Genomic DNA, 19,640 nt, shown 5'->3' with positions numbered 1-19,640 from the left:
CGACCCACCATAGGGCATCAGTCGTGTAACCAGTGTTTGCGCAGCTCAGGGCTGAGTCTGCGGAGTCGTGGGGGGCGTGGTGTCGACGGTCGTCGGCGTCGCGGTGGTGGTGGTGGCGGCGGCAGTAGTAGTGGTGGTCGGCTCGACCGGAGTGGTGGTCTCCGCGGTCGTCGTCACCGCAGGGGCGGTCGTGGTGACGACGGGCTCAGAGGTAGGGACCGGTGCGGGCGGCGGCACCGGAAGGGGCGCAGGCTGCGGTGCGGGAGCCGGCTCGTTCGTCGGTTCGTCGACCACTGGCGGCACGATCACGGGCACAGCGGAGGTGACCGTCGTGGTCGACGGTGTCCGAGTCGAGGTGACGACCGGTGAGCCGGCGTCGGTGACCGTCGGGGGTGTCGTAGCGGGAGCACCGCCGAACACTCCACTCAGTGCCGCGATCACCAGGACGATCACCACCCCCGCGCCGGCTCCGGCGATGATGGTGGTGATGGTTCGAGAACGCTCACTGCGTTCTGCCTTCGCCGGGGCCTGCGGAGCGAACACCGGCGCTGCGTCGCCGGTGTCGGGCGCGCTGTCCTGAGCCGGTTCGATCGGTTCCGACCGGAACCCGGAGGGCCCGAACATCGGAGTCACCGCCGGAATTGCTCGCGAGAACGCGAGGGACTTCTCGGTCGGGACGACAGGGATGGCGTCGGTGTCGAGGGTATCGATGCCGTCGTTGCGGGTGACGATCGGCGCGGCACCGGTCACCAGGGAATTGCTGTCGACATCCTCGATCTCGGCGAGCATCAGCGCACCGCGCGGAGCGGCCAGCGGCTCGACGAGCAGTCGGCCGGAAGAGAGTTGGGCTATCTCGTCCGCCACCGGTGCGAGTGCGGCGCTGCCGCCGGTGAGTACCACCGTGTCGGCCTGCGGGACGTCGAGGGACCGCACCGTCGGCGCGATCAGATCGGCGAACTCGGCTCGTGTCACGGTGGTGGTCTGCGGCCGTCCCGGCAGTTCGGCCGAGATGACGGCCTCGTCCGCGGTACTGAGCGTCTGTTTGGCTGCCTCACAGGATGCGACGATGCCGGCCAGGGCACTCAGTACCGTCGCGTCGGACAGATCGATCTGGTCACGATCGGTCACCACGTGATCGAACAGTGCGTCGGTGAAGACGTCCCCGCAGACCTCCGTCGTGCGGACGGTTCCGCCTCCGGGGTAGGCGGAGATGTCGGTGCCGGTTGCGCCGATGTCGATCACCGCGGCGCCCGAGCCGGGGTTGCGTTGAGCGAATGTGCTGACCGCTTTCGCGTCGGGCACCAGGGCGACCGCGGTGAGGCCGGCATGATCGAGGGCGTCACGCAGCAGGGCGACGCTCTCGCGCGGCCACCGCGTCGGGTACGTCATCGTCGTGACGGGTCGCTCGCCGGATTCGGTGGTGGCCGCCACCGAGGTGACGAGGCAGTTGGCGGCATTGGCCATCAGGTCCTCGGCGCGGTAGGCGTCGGCATCGGGCTCGAGGTCCTCCTGCCGACCGACCAGGTCCACGAACCGGGTGAACGGGGCCGTGTCGGCGGGCTCACCGAGATGTGCGCGCCCCTCGTCGTCGAATCTCAGGGTCGTCGGCAGTACGAAGATCGTCGGTTCGTCGTCGGCGTCGATGCGATGTACCGCGACCGACCTGGTGTTACCGACGGTGATTCCGAGGTGCCCGGCAGCGCTCATGGGGTTGCCGCCGTCGATCGGTCCGTCGGCGCTGTCGGGTCTGCGCCCACCCGCGCCGCCGGATCCTGGCCGGACTCGGGCTGTTCGTCGGTGGGGCTCGGTTCGGGACTGTCGCTGGGCTCGTCGGTCGGCTCCTCGACGGGCACTTCCTGGTCCGGATCGGCGGGAGCGACAACGGCCGGAGGTCGCGTGGTCTCGCTCTCCTCGGGTGATTCGATCGCCGGGCGGGTGTCGATCTGGGTCGGATCCCGCTCGACTCGCCGGTCCTCGGACGGCTCGGTGGTCGTGGTGGTGCCGGTCTGCTCCGGGGTGTTGGGCGCAACCGGCGCGACGGGTGCGATCTCGGCCGCAGGCTCGACGACGGCGGTGGGGAAGTCGATGGGGCCACCCGGCGCGGTCCGAGGCGATGTCGGCGGCGCGATCAGCTGAGCGTTGTCGAGGGTCGGAACGGTCGTCTCGGCCGACGTTCCCAGCTGCAGCGCGATCAGTACCGCGCCGACCGTCAACACCGCGGCGAACGCTGAGGCAGCCAGCAGTGGGCGGCGATCCGGTCGAGGTGGAACGTACGTCGCGAATCGCTCGGTGACTGCGTCGACGGGGAACTCCGCAGCCAGAATCGCGGCACCGCGCGCTGCGGCGACGGCACGGTCCTTCTTCTCCAGGGTGGCGCGGACCGACGCGTTCCAGGCGGCGAGAGCCTCTGCCTCGGCCACCAGAGATACGTGCGCGAGCCCGTGCGCGTTCATCGCCGAACGCAGCGCGAACACCTGCTCGGCCGTCCAGTCGGCAGGGTAGGTGGCGGCGGCGGCGAGGTCGCGGGGCTCCAGATCGATCGACGAGGCCACCTCGGTGAGCAGACACAGCAGGGACATGGACGTCAGCTGCTCGGCGGGCATGACGGTGCCGCGGCTGCCGGTGACCCCCACTCCGTCACCGAGGGAGCCGAGGAAGTCGGTGTACGACTCGGACTGGTCGTCGGGTGTGTCCCCGAGCGAGACGGTGCCGTCGGAGTGCGTGTGGAGAACGGTCGGATGCAGCGACGCGAGATGCAGCGACGGTCCGGTCGCGACGGGATGCGACACCGCTGCGACGGCGCGTTCGTCGTCCAGGTAGAGGCCGACGTCCGGTGCGCCGAGGTGCACACTGCCGGGCTGCTCGGTCATGGGGTGAACCTGTTCTGATCGGGAGTGGTGCTCGCCATCGTTATGTCGCTTCGGAACGTCGCGGAGTTACAGTGCCGACGGCCGCGCTGGTCGAGGCCCCGTAACCCATCGCGCGCAGCATCGAGATCAGCTCCGAACGTGATTCGGCCCCGAGCCTGCGTCGAATCCGGGCGACATGATGTTCGACGGTTTTCGGCGAAATGTAGAGGCGGCTGCCCACCTCGCGGTAGGTGACTCCGAGCACGAGCAACTCGGCGACCTCGGCCTCGCGTTCGCTCAGCGAACCGGTCGGTGCGGGCGCGGTCCCCGGGGTGTCGCGCTGGTGTGAGGTGGGCTGGCGCAGCGACCGGGCGATGTGCAGCAACGAGGTCGCGGTCGCGGTATCGGTGACGGCCAATGCGGCCTCACTGGCCAGCCTGGCACCATCCCAGGGCAATCCGAACGCGGTCAGTGTGCGCGCGGAGTTCTCCACCTCGGTCGCGTCGGGTCGGCCCTGCAACACTCCGAGCCAGGCCCGGCCTGCAGCAGCGAGCGCCGCACTGTACGGGTGGGTCGGTGCGGCCGCGGCCAGTGACTTGGCGTGCGGCACCAGCGCATCGGGCCTCTGGGCCACGATGGCCGCCTGCACGCGGTACCAATGCAGCGCCGATGCCCACACCGGCGGATCGCCCAACGCCGAGAGCAGATCGTCGGCCTGCGTCAGGAGATGTTCGACGCGATCCATCTGGCCGAGTCGCGTTGCTGCCAACAGTAATTCGCCGAGAGGGAGCAGTGCGAACAGGTCGACGGAGTACTCCGAGATCACGTCCTGCGCCTGGGACCATGCCGTGATCAGCGACCCTGCATCGCCTGATCTGCGGGCGAGGCCCACCCGAATGGCGTGCAGGAAGAGTTGATTGCGTACGTGCGAGAGCGGAATAGGCAGCGCATCGATCGTCGAGCTCGCCTCGGCGGCATCGCCGCGCAGCATCGATGCCCAGGCTCCGATCAGGCACAACCTGGTATGAGCCTCGGACCCCGGACGATGCTCGGGAAGTGCCCGGGCGAGAACGGAATCGGCGCGGGTGAGATCGCCGCACTGCACCGCATGCACGGCGGCGATGGCCGCCGCAGTATCCGGCAGGCATGATCGTTCGGATACGTTGCCCGTCAGGGTCATTGCACGTATCAGTGAGTTCGCGGCGGCGCTCGACGCGGCGGCGCTGCGCGAATCGATGGAGCCGAGTACCCCGGCCACGAGCAAGGTTCCCGACGCGGTGCTCGACGTCGGCGCGAGAGCGGACACCGCGGCCATCGACCGGTCGGCGGCGGCCCGATCACCGGCTGCGACGGCGGCCAGCGCCGCCCACACTGCATCCGGCCCCAGCCGATCCTCGCCCAGCCAGGTGAACAGTTGCGCACTGCGCGAGAGCATTCCGCGCTGCGCCGCGATCGATGCCGAAACCCGCACCGCCGTACGAAGATCGGCCGCATCGCAGATCGCTGCGGTGTCGAGCACTCCGTCGGCCAAGCGGCCCGCCTCGTCCAGTTCCCCGGCCGCCGCCGCGACCTCGGACCTGCGGGCTGCAAGTACCGCCGGGTCGAAGCCCGCGCTCACCGCAGCGCCGTACAGGCCACCGGCAGCGTCGATCGAGGCCGAATCTGCCTGCTGTACGAGGAAATCGGCCAATCCCGCATGGACGACGCCGCGCTCGGCCAACGCCTGCGCGGCGGTGGCGTCGAGCAGGCGGGATCGGGCGGCGACGTCGGTGACGGTCTCGAGCACGGTGCGGCACCGGCCATCACCTACCAGCTCGGTCAGCGGGGCCTCGACCGAGGGAATCAGCGCCCCGGCGGCGTCGAGCAGGCCGGAGCCCAGCGCGAGGTCGACGACCGACTCGGCCTCGGCCCCGCGCCCGAGGATCTGCGCAGCCGTTGCAGGATCGGGCACCAGGCCGAACCGAGCCGCGAGCAACAGCGCGCGAGTGTCGTCGCTGGTGTCGAGCAACATTCGACGGTGTTGCTCGGCAACGGATTCGGTGACCACGCGCAGGGGAGCCGGATCCGGGCGATCCCCGCCGAGTGCGGTCAGAGCCGCATCGACGGCCGCCAGAACTCCGCCCGTCGATTTCGCGATGGCCCCGGCCAGTGCCGTCGACAGGGGCCGAGCGGTTGCTGCCGAACGCGCAGCGATGGACTTCTTGTCCAGTGGCACCAGGGTGAGCCGAGCGGGGCCTGCGGACGCGATCAACTTCTCGATTCGCGAATCGAACTTGCGCGGCGCGGTGGCGACTACCAGCGTGATGTCCGATCGTGTTGCAGCAGCTGCAATCTCGTCCACCCGATGCTCGAGCAACAGATGTGCGTCGTCGACCAGAACGATCGCACCGGACGGCGCGTCCGCGATGGCACCGCTGTACGCACCGGCCGAGGCCGCAATCGCGTCGAGAACAGCAGTGCGGCCGGAGCCGTTCACTCCGACGACGACATGAAAGCCACTGTTGTCGAGGACATCACGAACGAAACGATCGCCGCGATCGACGCCGACGAGACCGGATCGGGTACTGGCCACGGTGGACCTACTGGCCGGTCAGGCCGCCGACGACGCCGCCGAGACCGTCGCCCACACCGCTGAGCGCACCCCCGACTCCCTGCCCGGCCCCATTGACCACACCGCCGAGTCCCTGACCGAGACCCTGGCCGACCCCGCCGAGAGTGGGGCCCTGATAGGTGGGCGGCTGGTACGAGGGAATCTGCACGTTCGGAACCTGCGGAGCTTGCACGGCGGGCGGTTGGTAGTTGGGCACCGTCGGGGCCGAGACCGGCGGAACGGTCGGCACGGTTGCCGCGCCGTTGTCGGCCGGAGCCTGCGTGGGTGCTCCCCCCGCGGGCGCACCGGCGACCGGGGCTCCGGTGGCGGGGTCGATCTGTGTCACGGAGCCGTCGCCGTTGACCACCGTGGTGGGGGCACCCTCGGAACCGGCTGCGGCAGGGCCGTTCTCGCCGGTCGTAGCCGCCGTCTGGGCATCGGCAACAGCGGAGGTGGTGCCCGGCGTCGTGGTTGCCGAGATCGAGTTCTCCGCGTTGGATTCGGTCGGCGCGGTGTTGTCGGAGGTCAACGCCGTGCCCACCGACAGACCGCCCCCGGCGAGAAGCGCAAGCACGACGACGGATCCGGCAACCAGGCCGGCCTTCTTGCGACCGGACATGCCCTCCGCGGAGGCGGCGGCGGTGGGCGTCGGCGCTGGTCTGGGAGTCGGACGCGGCGTCGGGGCTGCCGTGGCCGCAGCGGCCACGGATGCGGTGGGAACCGCAGCCAGCGCTGCGGCGTCGTCGGCAGCGGTGGCGTCGGCGATATCACTGCCGAGCATCGCGGCACCGACGGCGACCGTCAGTTCGGGCCGGGGCCCGGCGACCACCGGAGCGCGCAGTTCGGAGGAGATGAGCTCGGCGACGAGGGGAATGGCTGCGCTGCCGCCGACGAGAACCACCTGGTCGATGTCGGTGACCTCGAGCCCGGCAGCGGTCACCGCGTCGCGGACGACCCCGACGGACGCCAGCAGCGACGCACGCACCAGTTCTTCGATCTCCGAGCGCACCAGGCGAACCTCGGTGTGGAGCCCGGGCAGATCGACCGTCAGCGCCGTGGACGTGTCGTAGGAGAGTTGTTCCTTGGCCTCGCTGCAGCGCGCTCGCAGTTCCACCAACGCGCCGACCGTGTCGGGGTCGAAGGGGTCGAACTCGAAGGACTGGCTCCCCGACACCGTGTCGAGGACGTACTGCATGATCGCGTGATCGAACTGCGCGCCACCGAACTCTTGCGAGTGGACGCCCGCGCCGACGACGCCCGCGTCGGAGCCGGTCCGCATCAGGGTCACGTCGAGTGCGCTCGCACCGAGGTCGTAGATCACGGCCAGGCCATCCGACTGTGGTCCACGAGTGACCTCGAGCCACCGCATCGTGGCAACGGACTCGGGCACCAGGGTGACATCGGAGAGCCCCGCCCGGTCCAAGGCCTCACCGAGAACCTCGGCTGCATACGCCGTCCAGCGAGTGGGGTGAGCGACCACGACGGTCGGCGGTGCATCCGATCCGGCGGCGACCTCGGCGACGAGGGCGCGGGTGGCGGTGGCGTACAGGTCCTCGGCGAGGTGACTGCGGCCGTCGTCGTCTATCAGTTCCACGGGATCGCCGACTCGGTCGGCGAACCCGCCGATCAGGTTTCGCGTCGACCGATCGCTCAGCTCGACCAGGCTCGGTGCCGCGCCGGGGCGAAGGTCGAGCGCCGAACGCTTGACCACAGAGGAGACGGGCTCCGTATCGAGAGCAGCCGCAGCCGTCACCGAACCGATACGTATGCCGAGTCCTGTGTTCATCGTGTCGCCGCCTTCATCTCGCCCAGCTTTCGGTAGTACCGCCGTCACTCGCACTGTCGCGCCGCGCTACCTGTTCGTTACGTCTCACAGCAGGGTAGAGCCTGTAACGAGTGAAATCCCCTAAAGCGCCCCGATCCCCTAATGATTTCCCCCTGGCGGCCCCAGGGGGAGTACGGGGATCGCCCCCGTTGGCCGGGGGACCTGCGGTGCATAGCTTTGTGATCAACCACGAAGCACCCCTCGTCAAGGAGACCTCAATGGCTACCAACGCCGTACTCGATTTCATCCTCAGTCTGCTGCGCGACGACCAGGCAGCCGCTGCGTACTGCGCCAATCCCGAGATGGCTCTCGCTGCCGCAGGACTCGGCGACGTGACCCACGCGGACATCGTCGCGGTGGCTCCGCTGGTCGCCGAATCGGGACTCTTCGCCGGCGCTGGCAGCCAGCTGTCGGCCATCCTGGGTGCAGGCGGGTCCGCCGGCCTCGGGGGCGCACTTGCCGGAGGCGCGAGTCTCGGCGGCGGACTGTCGGCCGGTCTCGGACTGGCCGCAGGTGCGGTCGCCGGTGGCGGACTCGCCGCGGGCGGCAGCCTGACCGGCGGTATCGACGTCACCGGCGAGCTCGCGGCGTCGCTGCAGGCAGCTCTGGCCGCCGCGCTGGCGGTCGGCGGACAGGTCGGTGCCGAGCTCGGTGCCGCGTTCGGCGGTGCCCTCGACGCATTGATCAGTGCAGGTGCAGGCCTCGGCGGCGGTGTCGATCTGGATCTCGGCGGATTGCTCGGCGGAACCGTCGGCCTCGGCGCTGCGTTGACCGGACTCCTCGGCGCAGGTGCCGACATCGGGGGACAGATCGGCGGCGATCTCTCCGCGCAGCTGCAGGCAGCTCTCGACGCTGCCATCGGTGCAACCGGCGCCGTCGACCTCGGCGCACTGGCCGATCTTCAGGGTGGACTTGGCGGCGCGCTCGGCGCGATCTTCGGAGTCGGTGGAACCATCGGAGCAGAGCTCGGCACCGCGCTCGGCGGGGTCTTCGGAGCCGTGCTCGACGCCGGGGCCGGACTCGACCTCGGGGCCGGACTCGATCTCGCAGGTGGACTCGGCGCGGCCCTGACCGCAGGTCTCGGCGGCGCACTGGGCGGACTCGGTGCCATCGGTGCCGATCTCACCACCAACGTCGGAACCGCACTCGACGGCGCGCTCGGAGCAGGCGGGGCGCTGGTCGGTGACCTCGCAGGAGGCCTCGGCGCAGGTCTCGGCGGGCTCTTCGCCGTCGACGGTGCCGTTGCAGGATCTCTCGGAACCGCACTCGGAGCGGTCCTCGACGCCGGCGTGCTCGCCGATCTCGACGTCGACGCTCTGCTCTCGGCAGGCGGCAACGTCGGTGCGATCGTCAGCGGTGCCCTTGGTACCGCACTCGATCTCGACACCGCTGCGGTCGGCGGCCTGACCGCCGCCATCGACAGCGCGATTGCAGGGACCATCGGCGCAGGTGCCGGGCTGGCAGGCGGCGCTGCAGGTGGCGTTGCGGGCGGGCTCGAAGGAGTTCTCGGAACGGCGTTCGGCGTCGGCGGAACCGCAGGTGCGCAACTCGGCACAGCCCTCGAAACAGTGCTCGACACCAGCGCAGCCCTCGACCTCGGTGCCGTCCTCGGTGCCGGAGCCGACCTGAGTGCCGGACTGGCCGGAGCGGTCGATGCCGCTGCCACGGCAGGTGCAGACCTCACCGGAACCGTCGACGCCGCACTCGGCGCAGCAGGCGGGGTGGGCGCGGGCCTGACCGGTGGCCTGGGGGCCGTCGGGAATGTGGGTGCTGATCTGACCGGTGGCCTGGCGGCCGCCGGGAACGCTGGTGCGGGCTTGGCCGGTGGATTGTTCGGCTCGGGAGGGGCAGGCGCAGGTGTGACCGGTGGGTTGTCCGGCTTGGGTGAGGCAGGCGCGGGCCTGACCGGTGGGTTGTCCGGCTTGGGCGACGCGGGCGCGGGCCTGACCGGTGGCCTCGCCGGTCTCGGCAGCCTCGGCGGAGGTGTCGCAGGCGGACTTGCCGGCGGAGTGGCAGGTGGCGTCGATGCAGCAGCACAGGCCGGGGCCGGGCTCGAAGGCACCGTCACCGGAGCTGTCGATACCGGCGTCGACGCAGCAGCGTCCGCAGGGGCAGGCCTGGCCGGAGCCGCGAATGCAGCAGGATCGGTCGCAGGCGGCCTCGACGGTGCGCTGGGCGGAGCGGTCGACGCGGGAACCTCGGCGGGCGGTGATATCGCCTCGAACGTCGGTGGTGGACTGGACCTCGGCGGCTCGCTCGGCGGCGGCATCGGCTCCATGGTGAGCGGGGGTTTGGATGCTGGTGCGGACGCTGCGGCTTCCGCGGTCGGCGGGTTTGACTCGGCTGCGCAGGTCGGCGGTCAGGCCGCGGGTAACTTCACCGGCGCTGTGCAGTCCGGTGCCGAGGGTGCAGCGCAGGCAGGCAGCTCGCTCTCCTCGGCGGCCTCGGGATCCTTCGAGCACTCGAGCTCGTTCGATTCGAGCGCAAGCGCAGGCGGCACGGGCTGGTCGAGCGTCGACTCCGACGTTTTCGGTCAGGGCGAGAGCCACACCGACCTGTTCAGCGACAGCAGTGGCAGCTTGCACGGAACGGTCGATTCGGCAGCCGATTCCCTCGGCCACGCGGCGACCGTCGATCACGATATCGACCTGCTGCACCCATGATCGCGTCGCCTGTGATCGGGTGAGAACGATGCGACTCGGCCCCGAGTGTTCCCCACACTCGGGGCCGAGTCGTAGCTAGAGTTCTTTCTGTTGCGAACGTCGACGAGAATGGGTTGTGAATACAAGCGTATGGACGGGCAATCTACGGAGCTGGCCGAGCTGCTCAGTCGAACTGCGGCGGTGGCGGCTTCGGCAGGCAGATCCGATTTGGTCGATCGAGTCGAGGCAGCTCGATCGCGGGTATTGGATCCACGCCGACGCATCATCGTCGTCGGGCCACTCAAGCAGGGCAAGAGCCAGTTCGTGAATTCACTGCTCAATCTGACGGTGTGCTCGGTCGGCGACGACGAGACCACCGCCATCCCGACGGTGGTGTCCAATGCCGAGAATTTCTCGGCGCGGCTGGTGCTCGCTGATCCGGGCAACGAGCCCGTCCGGGTGGACGTTCCGCCCGAGGAGGTCACCTCGGTCACCCCGGCCAGCCCCCTGGCCCAGGGGCGTGAAGTGCTGCGCCTGGAGATCGCGGTGCCGAGCCCACTGCTCGCAGACGGATTGGTGCTGGTCGACACCCCAGGAGTCGGCGGTCACGGAAATCCGCACGCCGCAGGCACATTGGGTCTGATTCCGTCGGCCGACGCGGTGCTCGTCGTGTCCGACGCCTCCCGCGAATTCACCGAGCCCGAACTGTCCTTTCTGCGACAGGTGCAAGGCTTGTGCCCGGCCGTGGCGGTGCTGATCACCAAGATCGATCTGTATCCGCATTGGCGGCAGATCGTCGAGGCCAACCGTGGGCACCTCGGCCGCGCAGGCATGGACGTCCAGATGTTGCCGGTGTCCTCTCTGTTGCGTTCGCACGCACTACGTTTGAACGACGAGGAACTCAACGCCGAGTCAGGGTTCCAGCAGCTGTACGCCTTCTTGCGTGACGAGGTGGTGGCCCGGGCAGATGTGCTGGCTCGCTCCTCGGTGTCGCTCGATGTCCGGTCGGTCACCGAACATCTGACCCTCTCGTTCGGCAGTGAGCTTGCGGCGCTGAAGGATCCGGAGCGAGCAGCGGCAGCCGTCGCCGGGCTGCAACGCGCCAAGTCCGCCGCCGAGGAATTGCACAAGCGTTCCTCGCAGTGGCAGCAGACGCTCGGTGACGGCATTGCCGATCTCGCGTCCGATATCGATCACGATCTACGCGACCGGTTGCGGCGCGTCACCAGGGAAGCGGAAGAGACCGTCGACGAGGGGGATCCGGAGAAGGACTGGCCGCAACTCGGCGAGTGGCTCGAGGAACAGATCGCCGCGTCGGTGGGCGACAACTTCGTCTGGGCACACGAACGGGCACTGTGGCTCTCGGAGTTGGTGGCCGAGCACTTCGCCTCGTCCGGGGCGGCAGCGCTGCCCGATCTCGATCTCGGTGACCTGGACAACGTCCTAGAACCCGTCTCGTCGCTGGCCGATCTGGAATCCGGTCGTATCGGCATCACCCAGAAGGTTCTGGTGGGAATGCGCGGATCCTACGGCGGTGTGCTGATGTTCGGTCTGATCACCACCTTCGTCGGTCTGAGCCTGCTCAACCCGATATCGATCGGCGCGGGTGTGCTGCTGGGTACCAAGGCGTACAAGGAGGACAAGGAGAATCGCGTCAAAGCGCGTCGAGCCGAGGCCAAGATGGCGATCCGCCGGTTCACCGACGATGTCAGCTTTCAGGTGGGCAAGGAGTCGAAGGACCGGTTGCGGCAGATCCAACGAGTACTGCGTGACCATTTCACGTCCATCGCCGAGCAGACCGTGCGTTCGCTCAACGAGTCGCTGCGCTCGGCGCAGGAAGCTGCCGCCGCCGACAACACGGACCGCGCCGCGCGGATCGCTCAACTCGAGCAGCACATGCAGCAGGCAGCCGATTTGAACTCTCGGGCAACAGCTCTCGTCGCGGATACCGCAGTATGAGCGTGACCGCCCTGGATCGGGCACGAGATCTGATCTCGGCGGCCCGATCGACCTGCGCCGGTGACGCCGAGGCGTCGTGGATGCTCGACGAGTGCCTGTATCGCCTGGACGAGCCGCTACGGGTGGCCCTCGCCGGTTCCCTCAAAGCCGGAAAGTCCACGCTGCTCAATTCACTCGTGGGGCAAGATATTGCCCCGACCGACGCCACGGAATGCACCAAGGTGGTGACGTGGTACCGCAACGGCGTCACCCCGGCCGTCACCGCATGGTACGACGGCGACCGGGCGGCGAACGTGCCGGTGCAACGGCGGGAGGGGCGATTGACGTTCGACCTCGGCTCGCTGACGGCAGCGCAGGTCGATCGCCTGGACGTGGAATGGCCGGCGAGCGCGCTGGCGCAGACGACCATCATCGACACGCCCGGTACATCCTCGCTGTCGCGGGATGTCTCGGCGCGGACGCTGGCGATGCTGACCCCGGAGAACGCGTCCTCGGGAGCCGACGCCGTCGTGTACCTGCTCCGCACCCTCAACGCGTCGGACGTGTCTTTTCTCGGGCAGATCGGCGCACACGTGGGCGGTGATTCGGGGCCGCTGGGTGTGATCGGGGTGGTCTCGCGGGCCGACGAGGTCGGTTCCGGCCGGATGGACGCCATGATGTCGGCCAAGGAGGTCGCCGCGCGGTTCGCGTCCGAACTCGAGGCCACCGGGTTGTGTCAGGCGGTGGTCCCCGTCGCCGGTCTGCTGGCCCTCGGTGCGGAGACGTTGCGGCAGAACGAATTCGCGGCGTTCGAGATGCTCGCGACGGTACCGACGGAGGATCTGCAGTTGGCTATGCTCTCGGCTGATCGTTTCGTGCGGCCCGAGAGCACTCTGCCCGTCGATGCAGCGCTGCGGGCCAGTATCGTCGACCGATTCGGCTTGTTCGGCATCCGGATGGCGGTCACTCTCATCCGGCTCGGGGTTCGAGATTCGCCGACGCTGGCTGCCGATCTGGTCGAACGCAGCGGCCTGAGCGAGCTTCGGTCGGTGATCGACGTGCAGTTCGGGCAACGTGCCGACCAGTTGAAATTGCATTCGGCACTGGTTGCCCTGCAACGGATTCTGGAGTTCAGGCCGGAATCGAAAGCGTTGCGCACCGAGGCCGGAAGAATGCTCGCAGATGTACACGGCTTCGCCGAACTCCGGCTGCTCGGCCGATTGCGCTCCACCACACCGAAACTCCCGGAGGGTGCGCTGCTCGATCTGCAACGCATCATCGGCGGATTCGGCATCGCCGCCACCGAGCGGCTGAACCTACCGCCGGACGCCGGACGTAACCAACAACGCGACACCGCGCTGGCGGCCGTGCACAGGTGGCGAGAGTTGTCCGAGCATCCACTGCTCGATCCGTTCACCTCGACCTCGTGCGCCTCGGCCGCCCGCAGCGCCGAAGGGATACTCGCCTCACTGGCGTGAGGACCGCCGGGGCAGTACGGCGACGACAGTGGCCACTGCTGCGGTAGCGGCCACGACGTAAGGCCCCCAGCGCAGGACGCCGCCGAGCAGTGCGGAGGCGTCGGAGACGAAGGTCGAGAAGGTGACGGCTGCGCCGATGGTCAAGATTCCGACAGCCCCCATCAGAACCTTGGACGAGGTCGCCGCGCCACGCAGCAAGTTCAGTGCGACGAATCCGAGGAGCACCAGTACAGCGGACGCCGCGCCGCTCGAGAGCAGCGTGGCCGACGCGGTGGTGCGAACATCGGCCGCGCTCGCCGTCGAATCTTGCTGCGATACTGCGGTTTCGACGGCAGTGAGCACGGTCTCCCAGTTCAGCGCGATGACGAGGGCCAACGCGAGGACCAGGGCCGTCGTCACCATCCACAGTGCCCGGGCAACCTTGGGAAGTGCCGACTGAGCGCTGTCCTGCCGCGGCCGGAGCGGTTCCACCACTACCTCGGGCCGCGGCGGTTGCGGACGCCGAGACTGCTTCGGTGCTGGATCGTTCTCTTCTTCGGCCACGATGGAGCATTCTATCGGTCGACGCAGATCGATCGCCGACTCAACGCAGGATCACCGCCACGCCCTCGTACGGACGCAGAGTCATCGGGAAGCTGTTCAGCTCGTCCACGGTTGCGATTTCGTTGTCGTCGAACACATCGACAGCGCAGGTACCCGGCACCAGATGCTTCGACTGGATGGTCGCGCTGATCTCCTCGGACGAGAAGTTGAGTACCGTGGCCTCGATGGTGCCCTGACTCAACTCGTGCACCATCACCAGCAGGCCCTTGTGCGAGACCGTCGGGATGTCGATCTGCTGGGCGGTTGCGATACCGAACTTCTTTCGCAGCTCGATGATTCGGGCCAACTGACGAGCGAACGACTGCGGGTCGGCCAGCTGCTCGGGAAGCGATCCGTAGAGGCTGCGCCCGCGAGGAATTCCGGACTCCGAACGCACCGCGTCGGGGAAGTTGCCCATGAGGTCGTGTGCGCCGCGGTTGAGCCAACGGGTGTCGCCTTCGCGGATGAGGTCGTCGACCTCCGCTGCGTCGACGGGGAGAATCCCCAGCAGATCCCAGCCGGACAATGCGAACACGCCGGGCTGGAGCGCGTTGTACATCGCGAGTAGCAGGTGGGCGCGCTTGACGGTCTCGATGTCTTCCTCGTCCATCCGCTCGAGATCGCGGATGCCGAGTGATGCCGTGATGACACTTGCTGTGGTGCAGGCGATTCCGTTGGTCGTGAAGGTTCGGTTGTACGGTGCCCAGCGTCCGGTGAGGCGATCGGTCAGCTCGCCGCGAATACGGTCTCCGAGATCGCAGCCCTTGACCGTCTCCCCGCCGTAGGAGAACTCGTCCTCTGCATGGAGTGTGGCGAAGTGGATGAGCTCGAAGGTCATCTCGTCGTGGTTCTGCAGCGCGTGCACCAGGGACGCGCTGTCGACGCCGTGATCGCGGGCGAGGGTCATGGTGAGCCTGAGAAACTCGGTGTTCCCCATGACGAGTGCATGCTGGTAGGCCGGACGGTTGATGAAGTCGTACGACAGATCGGCACCGTTGGTGCCCATCGCCTTGATGTCGTCGATCGTCAGGTTCAACTCCTGGAAGGTGAACCCGCCCATCTTGCGTACGACGCTGGCGATCAGGTGGTTGGCCGCCTCCGACAGCGGGTGGCCCTCGGACCAGCCCGGCCCCTCTGCCCGGCGCTCGACACCGAGGAAACCGTTGGCGTCCAAGCGCAATGCGCCTGCTCCCAGATCGGCGATCGAATGGCATGCGTCGCCGATCACCAGTCGCATTCCGGCGAAGGAGGGATCGAGCCAGTTGATCGAGGGCTGACCGGCCTTGAAGTAGTGCAGGTACACCCAGCGACGTTCGATTCCGTCGATACCAACGACGGGAGGGGTTGCGCTCCAGTTGGTTTCCTTGACGCCGAGCTCGTAGAAGATCACCCGCTGCAACTGGCCGATGATGTACCCGGCGCGAGCGAGATTGGCCTCTGCCTCGGCGTCGATGTTCTGCGAGTCGGCTCCGGCGCGCACTCGTGGTAGCAGGTGCCAGTCCTGCGGTTCGATCTCGACCATGTGATAGATGCCGGGGTAATCGGCGACGGCCATCTCGGCCAACCGGAAATCTGCGCCCTTGCCGGTGTGTCCCGGCACGATGTCGTCGATGACGATGCCGTCGTATGCGGAGGCGACGACGCACAGGCGTCGGAACTCCTCTTCCGAGCCGAAGGCAGGGTCGATCTGCATACCGATGCGGTCGAAGTGGCCGTCGACCGATGGCGTCGGACGCCAGCCGTGGATGCCGCCCGCCACCTTCACCGGCCCGGTGTGCACTGCGGTGACACCGATTTCGGAGAAGGCCTGCCACAGTTTCTCGTCGCCCAACGTGCTCAGGAAGCTCGTCTGCGGGGCGTTGATCACCGAGATGGGATACGCGGTGAACCACACCGGAGCGCGTTCGACGGCCGCGCGAGGATCAGGATCGGCGTAGGGGTTCTGCCACATGCTGCCCTTGCCCGAGAGCTGCTCGGCGATCAGCTTGGCGTCCCGCAGCATCGACTGTTCGGTGAGCCAGTCCACGTATTCGGGATTCGATGCAACCGGTTCGCTGTCGGGTGTGGGGTTGCTGCTGCGATTGGCGCGGCGCACGGAGGGGCGAAGTGGCTTCGGCCGAGCCGGATAGAACTTCTCGTCGTAGGTGATCTCGCTCGGTTCGTGCTGCACTTCGGGATCCATGTGCCTCCGTAGCCTCGCTTTTCTTCAAACCCTACGTAGGGCGCGGCCGATCCGCAGGATTGTGGTTTCCCCTGATCGTCGGCGCGTGAAACCTGATGCGCCGGCCGCCGAAGACCGCGTCGAATGACAGCAATGTCATTCGATCGAGTCCAGTTCCTTCGATATGCGAACGTCATCGAATCGAGACCGCCTGGTGTGGAATGTCTGATTCCGATAGGTCATAGTGAGTGAGTACCAACCGCCTCATCAGTCACATCAGACTCATGAGTCACATCCCCCTCAGCTACAGGAGTTGTTCATGCGACGTCTTGCCCGCACATCGATCCTGGCCTCGACGGCCGCTCTGGCCGCCGCCATCGGTGCGGTTGCCCTCGCACCTGCCGCCTCTGCCGAACCCGATCCCGAACCCGTCGGCCCGCTCGGCTCGGTGGTCCTCGAGAGCCCCGATCTGGTGGTGACCATGGCCGCTGTCTGTGACACCACCGTCGAGGACGCACCCGAGGGTGGAGTCGTCGCGCTGGAGGTCAAGGTCGAGAACATCGGTGCGGACGACGCGTCGAACGTCAACGTCAACTACGGCGCGCTGCCCGGAGTTCAGGGTCAGAACACCGAAAAGGTCATCGAGGCAGGCGAGGCAGCCACCTACACGGTGCCCTCGGTCGATCGCGAATGGGTCGCCCGTCCCGCCGGCGCCGCGGCCTTCGCCAGTGCGCTCGACGCCGACTTCATGAACAACATCACCGCCGGACTGCTGAGCCACAGCTGCATCCCGGTGCCGGACGAGGAGTCTTCCGAGTAGTTCCCCACGACCATCGTAGTTCCCCACGATCCATCTCCCCGCTGCGCCGCGACGATCCACGCCGATCGTCGCGGCGTACTGCTGCGGCACTGGGGAACAAATTCGCCACACCCTCCGTTGTGCAGGTCAGCAGCCTTGAGTGGATAAGGCTCAAGTTGAAAGTTGACGCGATAGATCGCGTTGTGCAAACTTGAGCGGAGTTCGCTCACCCAGGGACTGGAACCCACGCAACAACAGGAGGAAACATTATGGCTCGTGCGGTCGGTATCGACCTCGGGACCACCAACTCGGTCGTGTCCGTCCTCGAGGGCGGCGAACCGGTTGTCGTCGCCAACTCCGAGGGATCACGCACCACCCCGTCGATCGTCGCTTTCGCCAAGAACGGTGAAGTGCTGGTCGGCCAGTCCGCGAAGAACCAGGCGGTCACCAACGTCGATCGCACCATCCGTTCGGTCAAGCGCCACATCGGCACCGACTGGACCGTCGGGATCGACGACAAGAAGTACACGCCGCAGGAGATCAGCGCGCGCACGCTCATGAAGCTCAAGCGCGACGCCGAGGCGTACCTGGGCGAAGACATCACCGACGCCGTTATCACCGTCCCCGCATACTTCGAGGACGCGCAGCGTCAGGCGACCAAGGAAGCCGGCCAGATCGCCGGCCTGAACGTCCTGCGCATCGTCAACGAGCCCACCGCTGCCGCACTGGCATACGGCCTGGACAAGGGCGACAAGGAACAGACCATTCTCGTGTTCGACCTCGGTGGCGGCACGTTCGACGTCTCCCTCCTCGAGATCGGCGACGGTGTCGTCGAGGTCCGTGCGACCTCCGGTGACAACCACCTCGGTGGCGACGACTGGGACGAGCGCATCGTCACCTGGCTCGTCGACAAGTTCAAGGCGCAGAACGGCATCGATCTGACCAAGGACAAGATGGCGCTGCAGCGTCTGCGTGAGGCCGCCGAGAAGGCGAAGATCGAGCTGTCGTCGAGCCAGAGCACCTCGATCAACCTGCCCTACATCACCGTCGACGGTGACAAGAACCCGCTGTTCCTCGACGAGCAGCTCAGCCGCTCGGAGTTCCAGAAGATCACCTCGGACCTGCTCGATCGCACGCGTGCGCCGTTCCAGGCAGTGGTGAAGGATTCCGGTATCGCCGTCAAGGACATCGACCACGTCGTGCTCGTCGGTGGATCCACCCGCATGCCCGCGGTGTCGGAACTGGTCAAGGAACTCTCCGGTGGACGCGAGCCCAACAAGGGCGTGAACCCGGACGAGGTCGTGGCCGTCGGTGCTGCACTGCAGGCCGGTGTGCTCAAGGGTGAGGTCAAGGACGTTCTGCTCCTCGACGTCACGCCGCTGTCCCTCGGTATCGAGACCAAGGGCGGTGTCATGACCAAGCTCATCGAGCGCAACACCACCATCCCCACGAAGCGGTCCGAGACCTTCACCACGGCCGACGACAATCAGCCGTCGGTGCAGATTCAGGTCTTCCAGGGCGAGCGCGAGATCGCAGCGCACAACAAGCTCCTCGGCTCCTTCGAGCTGACCGAGCTGCCCCCGGCTCCTCGCGGCGTCCCGCAGATCGAGGTCACCTTCGACATCGACGCCAACGGCATCGTGCACGTCACGGCCAAGGACAAGGGCACCGGTAAGGAAAACACGATCAAGATCCAGGACGGCTCCGGTCTGTCCAAGGAAGAGATCGACCGCATGGTCGCCGACGCCGAAGCTCACGCAGACGAGGACAAGGCTCGTCGCGAAGAGGCCGAGGTCCGCAACCAGGCCGAGTCCCTCGTGCACCAGACGGAGAAGTTCGTCAAGGACAACGAGGACAAGGTCGACGCCGAGCTCAAGGGACGCGTCGAAACCGCCATCTCCGACGCCAAGTCGGCTCTCGCGGGCAGCGACATCTCGGCAGTGAAGTCTGCCGTGGAGAAGCTTTCCACCGAGTCGCAGGCCCTCGGCACCGCCATCTACGAGGCTCAGGCCAAGGAGCAGGGCGGCGCAGAAGGCGAGGCTCAGGCCGCTGACGACGGTGTCGTCGACGCAGAGGTTGTCGACGAGCCCGCCGACGACGCGGAGAAGAAGTGACCTCGGGTAACACCGAGCAAGAACCGGTCACTTTCGTGGACAAGCGGAAGATCGATCCCGAGACCGGTGAAGTACGGGACGGCGACGCAGTTCCGGAGCCCCTCGCGGGCACCGGCGCTGCGCCCCAGCCCGGCTCGGTAGAGGAAGGGACAGACAGCGAGACGGAGACCGAGCCCGAGGTCGTAGAGGATCCTCGTGATACTCAGATCGCCGAGCTCACCGCCGACCTGCAGCGAGTCTCGGCCGAGTACGCCAACTATCGGCGTCGCACCGATCGCGAGAAGCAGAGCGGAGCAGAGAATGCGAAGGCGTCCGTCGTCTCGCAGTTGCTCCCGGTCCTCGACGACCTCGAGCGAGCACGCCAGCACGGCGATCTCGAAACCGGACCGCTCAAGGCCGTGGCAGACAAGCTGGCAGGGGTGTTCTCGAACATCGGCCTGACCACCTTCGGGGCCGAGGGCGACGCCTTCGACCCGGCCATCCACGAGGCCGTCTCGCACGAGGGCGACGGCAGCAGTCCGGTCGTCGGAACACTGATGCGTCCGGGCTACAAGCTCGGCGAGCGTGTTCTGCGCACCGCGATGGTCGGCGTGGTCGACAGTGCTGGTGAAAGCCCGGCACCAGAGGAATCGGATGCACCTGCGTCCGACGAGCAGTAAAAA

At 67.4% G+C, this 19,640-nt stretch carries 12 protein-coding genes; 6 read left to right on the top strand and 6 right to left on the bottom strand.

Annotated features, from left to right (window positions below; all coding sequences use genetic code 11):
- Positions 1-45: 45 nt before the first annotated feature.
- The 4 genes from ACOQFP_RS11285 to ACOQFP_RS11270 are packed head-to-tail and all read right to left on the bottom strand — an operon-like array spanning position 46 to position 7,225.
- On the bottom strand, positions 46-1,707 hold the full coding sequence (locus ACOQFP_RS11285; RefSeq protein ID WP_421584378.1) for an Hsp70 family protein: 1,662 nt from the start codon (positions 1,705-1,707) through the stop codon (positions 46-48).
- The gene (locus ACOQFP_RS11280) at positions 1,704-2,870 is read right to left on the bottom strand and encodes a hypothetical protein (protein ID WP_421584377.1); all 1,167 of its coding nucleotides are present in this window, start codon (positions 2,868-2,870) and stop codon (positions 1,704-1,706) included. Before ACOQFP_RS11280 ends, ACOQFP_RS11285 begins: the two co-directional genes overlap by 4 nt.
- A gap of 40 nt (positions 2,871-2,910) precedes the next feature.
- Positions 2,911-5,421: a LuxR C-terminal-related transcriptional regulator gene (locus ACOQFP_RS11275; RefSeq protein WP_421584376.1), complete on the bottom strand. Its 2,511-nt coding sequence runs from the start codon at positions 5,419-5,421 to the stop codon at positions 2,911-2,913.
- A gap of 7 nt (positions 5,422-5,428) precedes the next feature.
- The gene (locus ACOQFP_RS11270; protein ID WP_421584375.1) at positions 5,429-7,225 is read right to left on the bottom strand and encodes an Hsp70 family protein; all 1,797 of its coding nucleotides are present in this window, start codon (positions 7,223-7,225) and stop codon (positions 5,429-5,431) included.
- A gap of 257 nt (positions 7,226-7,482) precedes the next feature.
- Between ACOQFP_RS11270 and ACOQFP_RS11265 the strand changes: the two genes are divergently transcribed.
- From ACOQFP_RS11265 to ACOQFP_RS11255, 3 genes are all read left to right on the top strand, one after another.
- Positions 7,483-9,927 (top strand): IniB N-terminal domain-containing protein, encoded by a 2,445-nt coding sequence (locus ACOQFP_RS11265; RefSeq protein ID WP_421584374.1) that lies wholly within the window; start codon positions 7,483-7,485, stop codon positions 9,925-9,927.
- Between the two features lie 129 nt (positions 9,928-10,056).
- On the top strand, positions 10,057-11,865 hold the full coding sequence (locus ACOQFP_RS11260) for a dynamin family protein (protein ID WP_421584373.1): 1,809 nt from the start codon (positions 10,057-10,059) through the stop codon (positions 11,863-11,865).
- Positions 11,862-13,322 (top strand): dynamin family protein, encoded by a 1,461-nt coding sequence (locus tag ACOQFP_RS11255; protein ID WP_421584372.1) that lies wholly within the window; start codon positions 11,862-11,864, stop codon positions 13,320-13,322. Before ACOQFP_RS11260 ends, ACOQFP_RS11255 begins: the two co-directional genes overlap by 4 nt.
- On the opposite strand, the gene ACOQFP_RS11250 is transcribed toward ACOQFP_RS11255, so the two are convergent.
- Both ACOQFP_RS11250 and treS read right to left on the bottom strand, forming a co-directional pair.
- The gene (locus ACOQFP_RS11250; protein ID WP_421584371.1) at positions 13,311-13,865 is read right to left on the bottom strand and encodes a hypothetical protein; all 555 of its coding nucleotides are present in this window, start codon (positions 13,863-13,865) and stop codon (positions 13,311-13,313) included. The genes ACOQFP_RS11255 and ACOQFP_RS11250 overlap by 12 nt on opposite strands.
- 40 nt (positions 13,866-13,905) lie before the next feature.
- Positions 13,906-16,086: a maltose alpha-D-glucosyltransferase gene (treS, locus tag ACOQFP_RS11245; protein ID WP_206492017.1), complete on the bottom strand. Its 2,181-nt coding sequence runs from the start codon at positions 16,084-16,086 to the stop codon at positions 13,906-13,908.
- A gap of 298 nt (positions 16,087-16,384) precedes the next feature.
- Between treS and ACOQFP_RS11240 the strand changes: the two genes are divergently transcribed.
- The 3 genes from ACOQFP_RS11240 (at position 16,385) to grpE (ending at position 19,637) form a co-directional block, all read left to right on the top strand.
- On the top strand, positions 16,385-16,885 hold the full coding sequence (locus ACOQFP_RS11240) for a Pro-kumamolisin, activation domain family protein (RefSeq protein WP_206492018.1): 501 nt from the start codon (positions 16,385-16,387) through the stop codon (positions 16,883-16,885).
- Positions 16,886-17,133: 248 nt separating this feature from the next.
- Complete coding sequence (dnaK, locus tag ACOQFP_RS11235; RefSeq protein ID WP_206492019.1) at positions 17,134-18,978, top strand: molecular chaperone DnaK; 1,845 nt, start codon at positions 17,134-17,136, stop codon at positions 18,976-18,978.
- Positions 18,975-19,637, top strand: coding sequence for a nucleotide exchange factor GrpE (gene grpE / locus ACOQFP_RS11230; RefSeq protein ID WP_421584370.1), 663 nt, complete (start codon positions 18,975-18,977; stop codon positions 19,635-19,637). Before dnaK ends, grpE begins: the two co-directional genes overlap by 4 nt.
- Positions 19,638-19,640 lie beyond the last annotated feature (3 nt).

Source organism: Rhodococcus sp. MALMAid1271, from assembly GCF_049195265.1.
Classification (GTDB): Bacteria; Actinomycetota; Actinomycetes; order Mycobacteriales; family Mycobacteriaceae; genus Rhodococcoides.
This window is presented reverse-complemented; position numbering and strand designations above follow the sequence as displayed.

Excerpts from the sequence above, each read along its gene's own strand:
- ACOQFP_RS11285 (WP_421584378.1), bottom strand. The coding sequence starts at position 1,707 with ATGAGCGCTGCCGGGCACCTCGGAATCACCGTCGGTAACACCAGGTCG.
- ACOQFP_RS11280 (WP_421584377.1), bottom strand. The coding sequence starts at position 2,870 with ATGACCGAGCAGCCCGGCAGTGTGCACCTCGGCGCACCGGACGTCGGC.
- ACOQFP_RS11270 (WP_421584375.1), bottom strand. The coding sequence starts at position 7,225 with ATGAACACAGGACTCGGCATACGTATCGGTTCGGTGACGGCTGCGGCT.
- ACOQFP_RS11265 (WP_421584374.1), top strand. The coding sequence starts at position 7,483 with ATGGCTACCAACGCCGTACTCGATTTCATCCTCAGTCTGCTGCGCGAC.
- ACOQFP_RS11260 (WP_421584373.1), top strand. The coding sequence starts at position 10,057 with ATGGACGGGCAATCTACGGAGCTGGCCGAGCTGCTCAGTCGAACTGCG.
- ACOQFP_RS11255 (WP_421584372.1), top strand. The coding sequence starts at position 11,862 with ATGAGCGTGACCGCCCTGGATCGGGCACGAGATCTGATCTCGGCGGCC.
- treS (WP_206492017.1), bottom strand. The coding sequence starts at position 16,086 with ATGGATCCCGAAGTGCAGCACGAACCGAGCGAGATCACCTACGACGAG.
- ACOQFP_RS11240 (WP_206492018.1), top strand. The coding sequence starts at position 16,385 with ATGCGACGTCTTGCCCGCACATCGATCCTGGCCTCGACGGCCGCTCTG.
- dnaK (WP_206492019.1), top strand. The coding sequence starts at position 17,134 with ATGGCTCGTGCGGTCGGTATCGACCTCGGGACCACCAACTCGGTCGTG.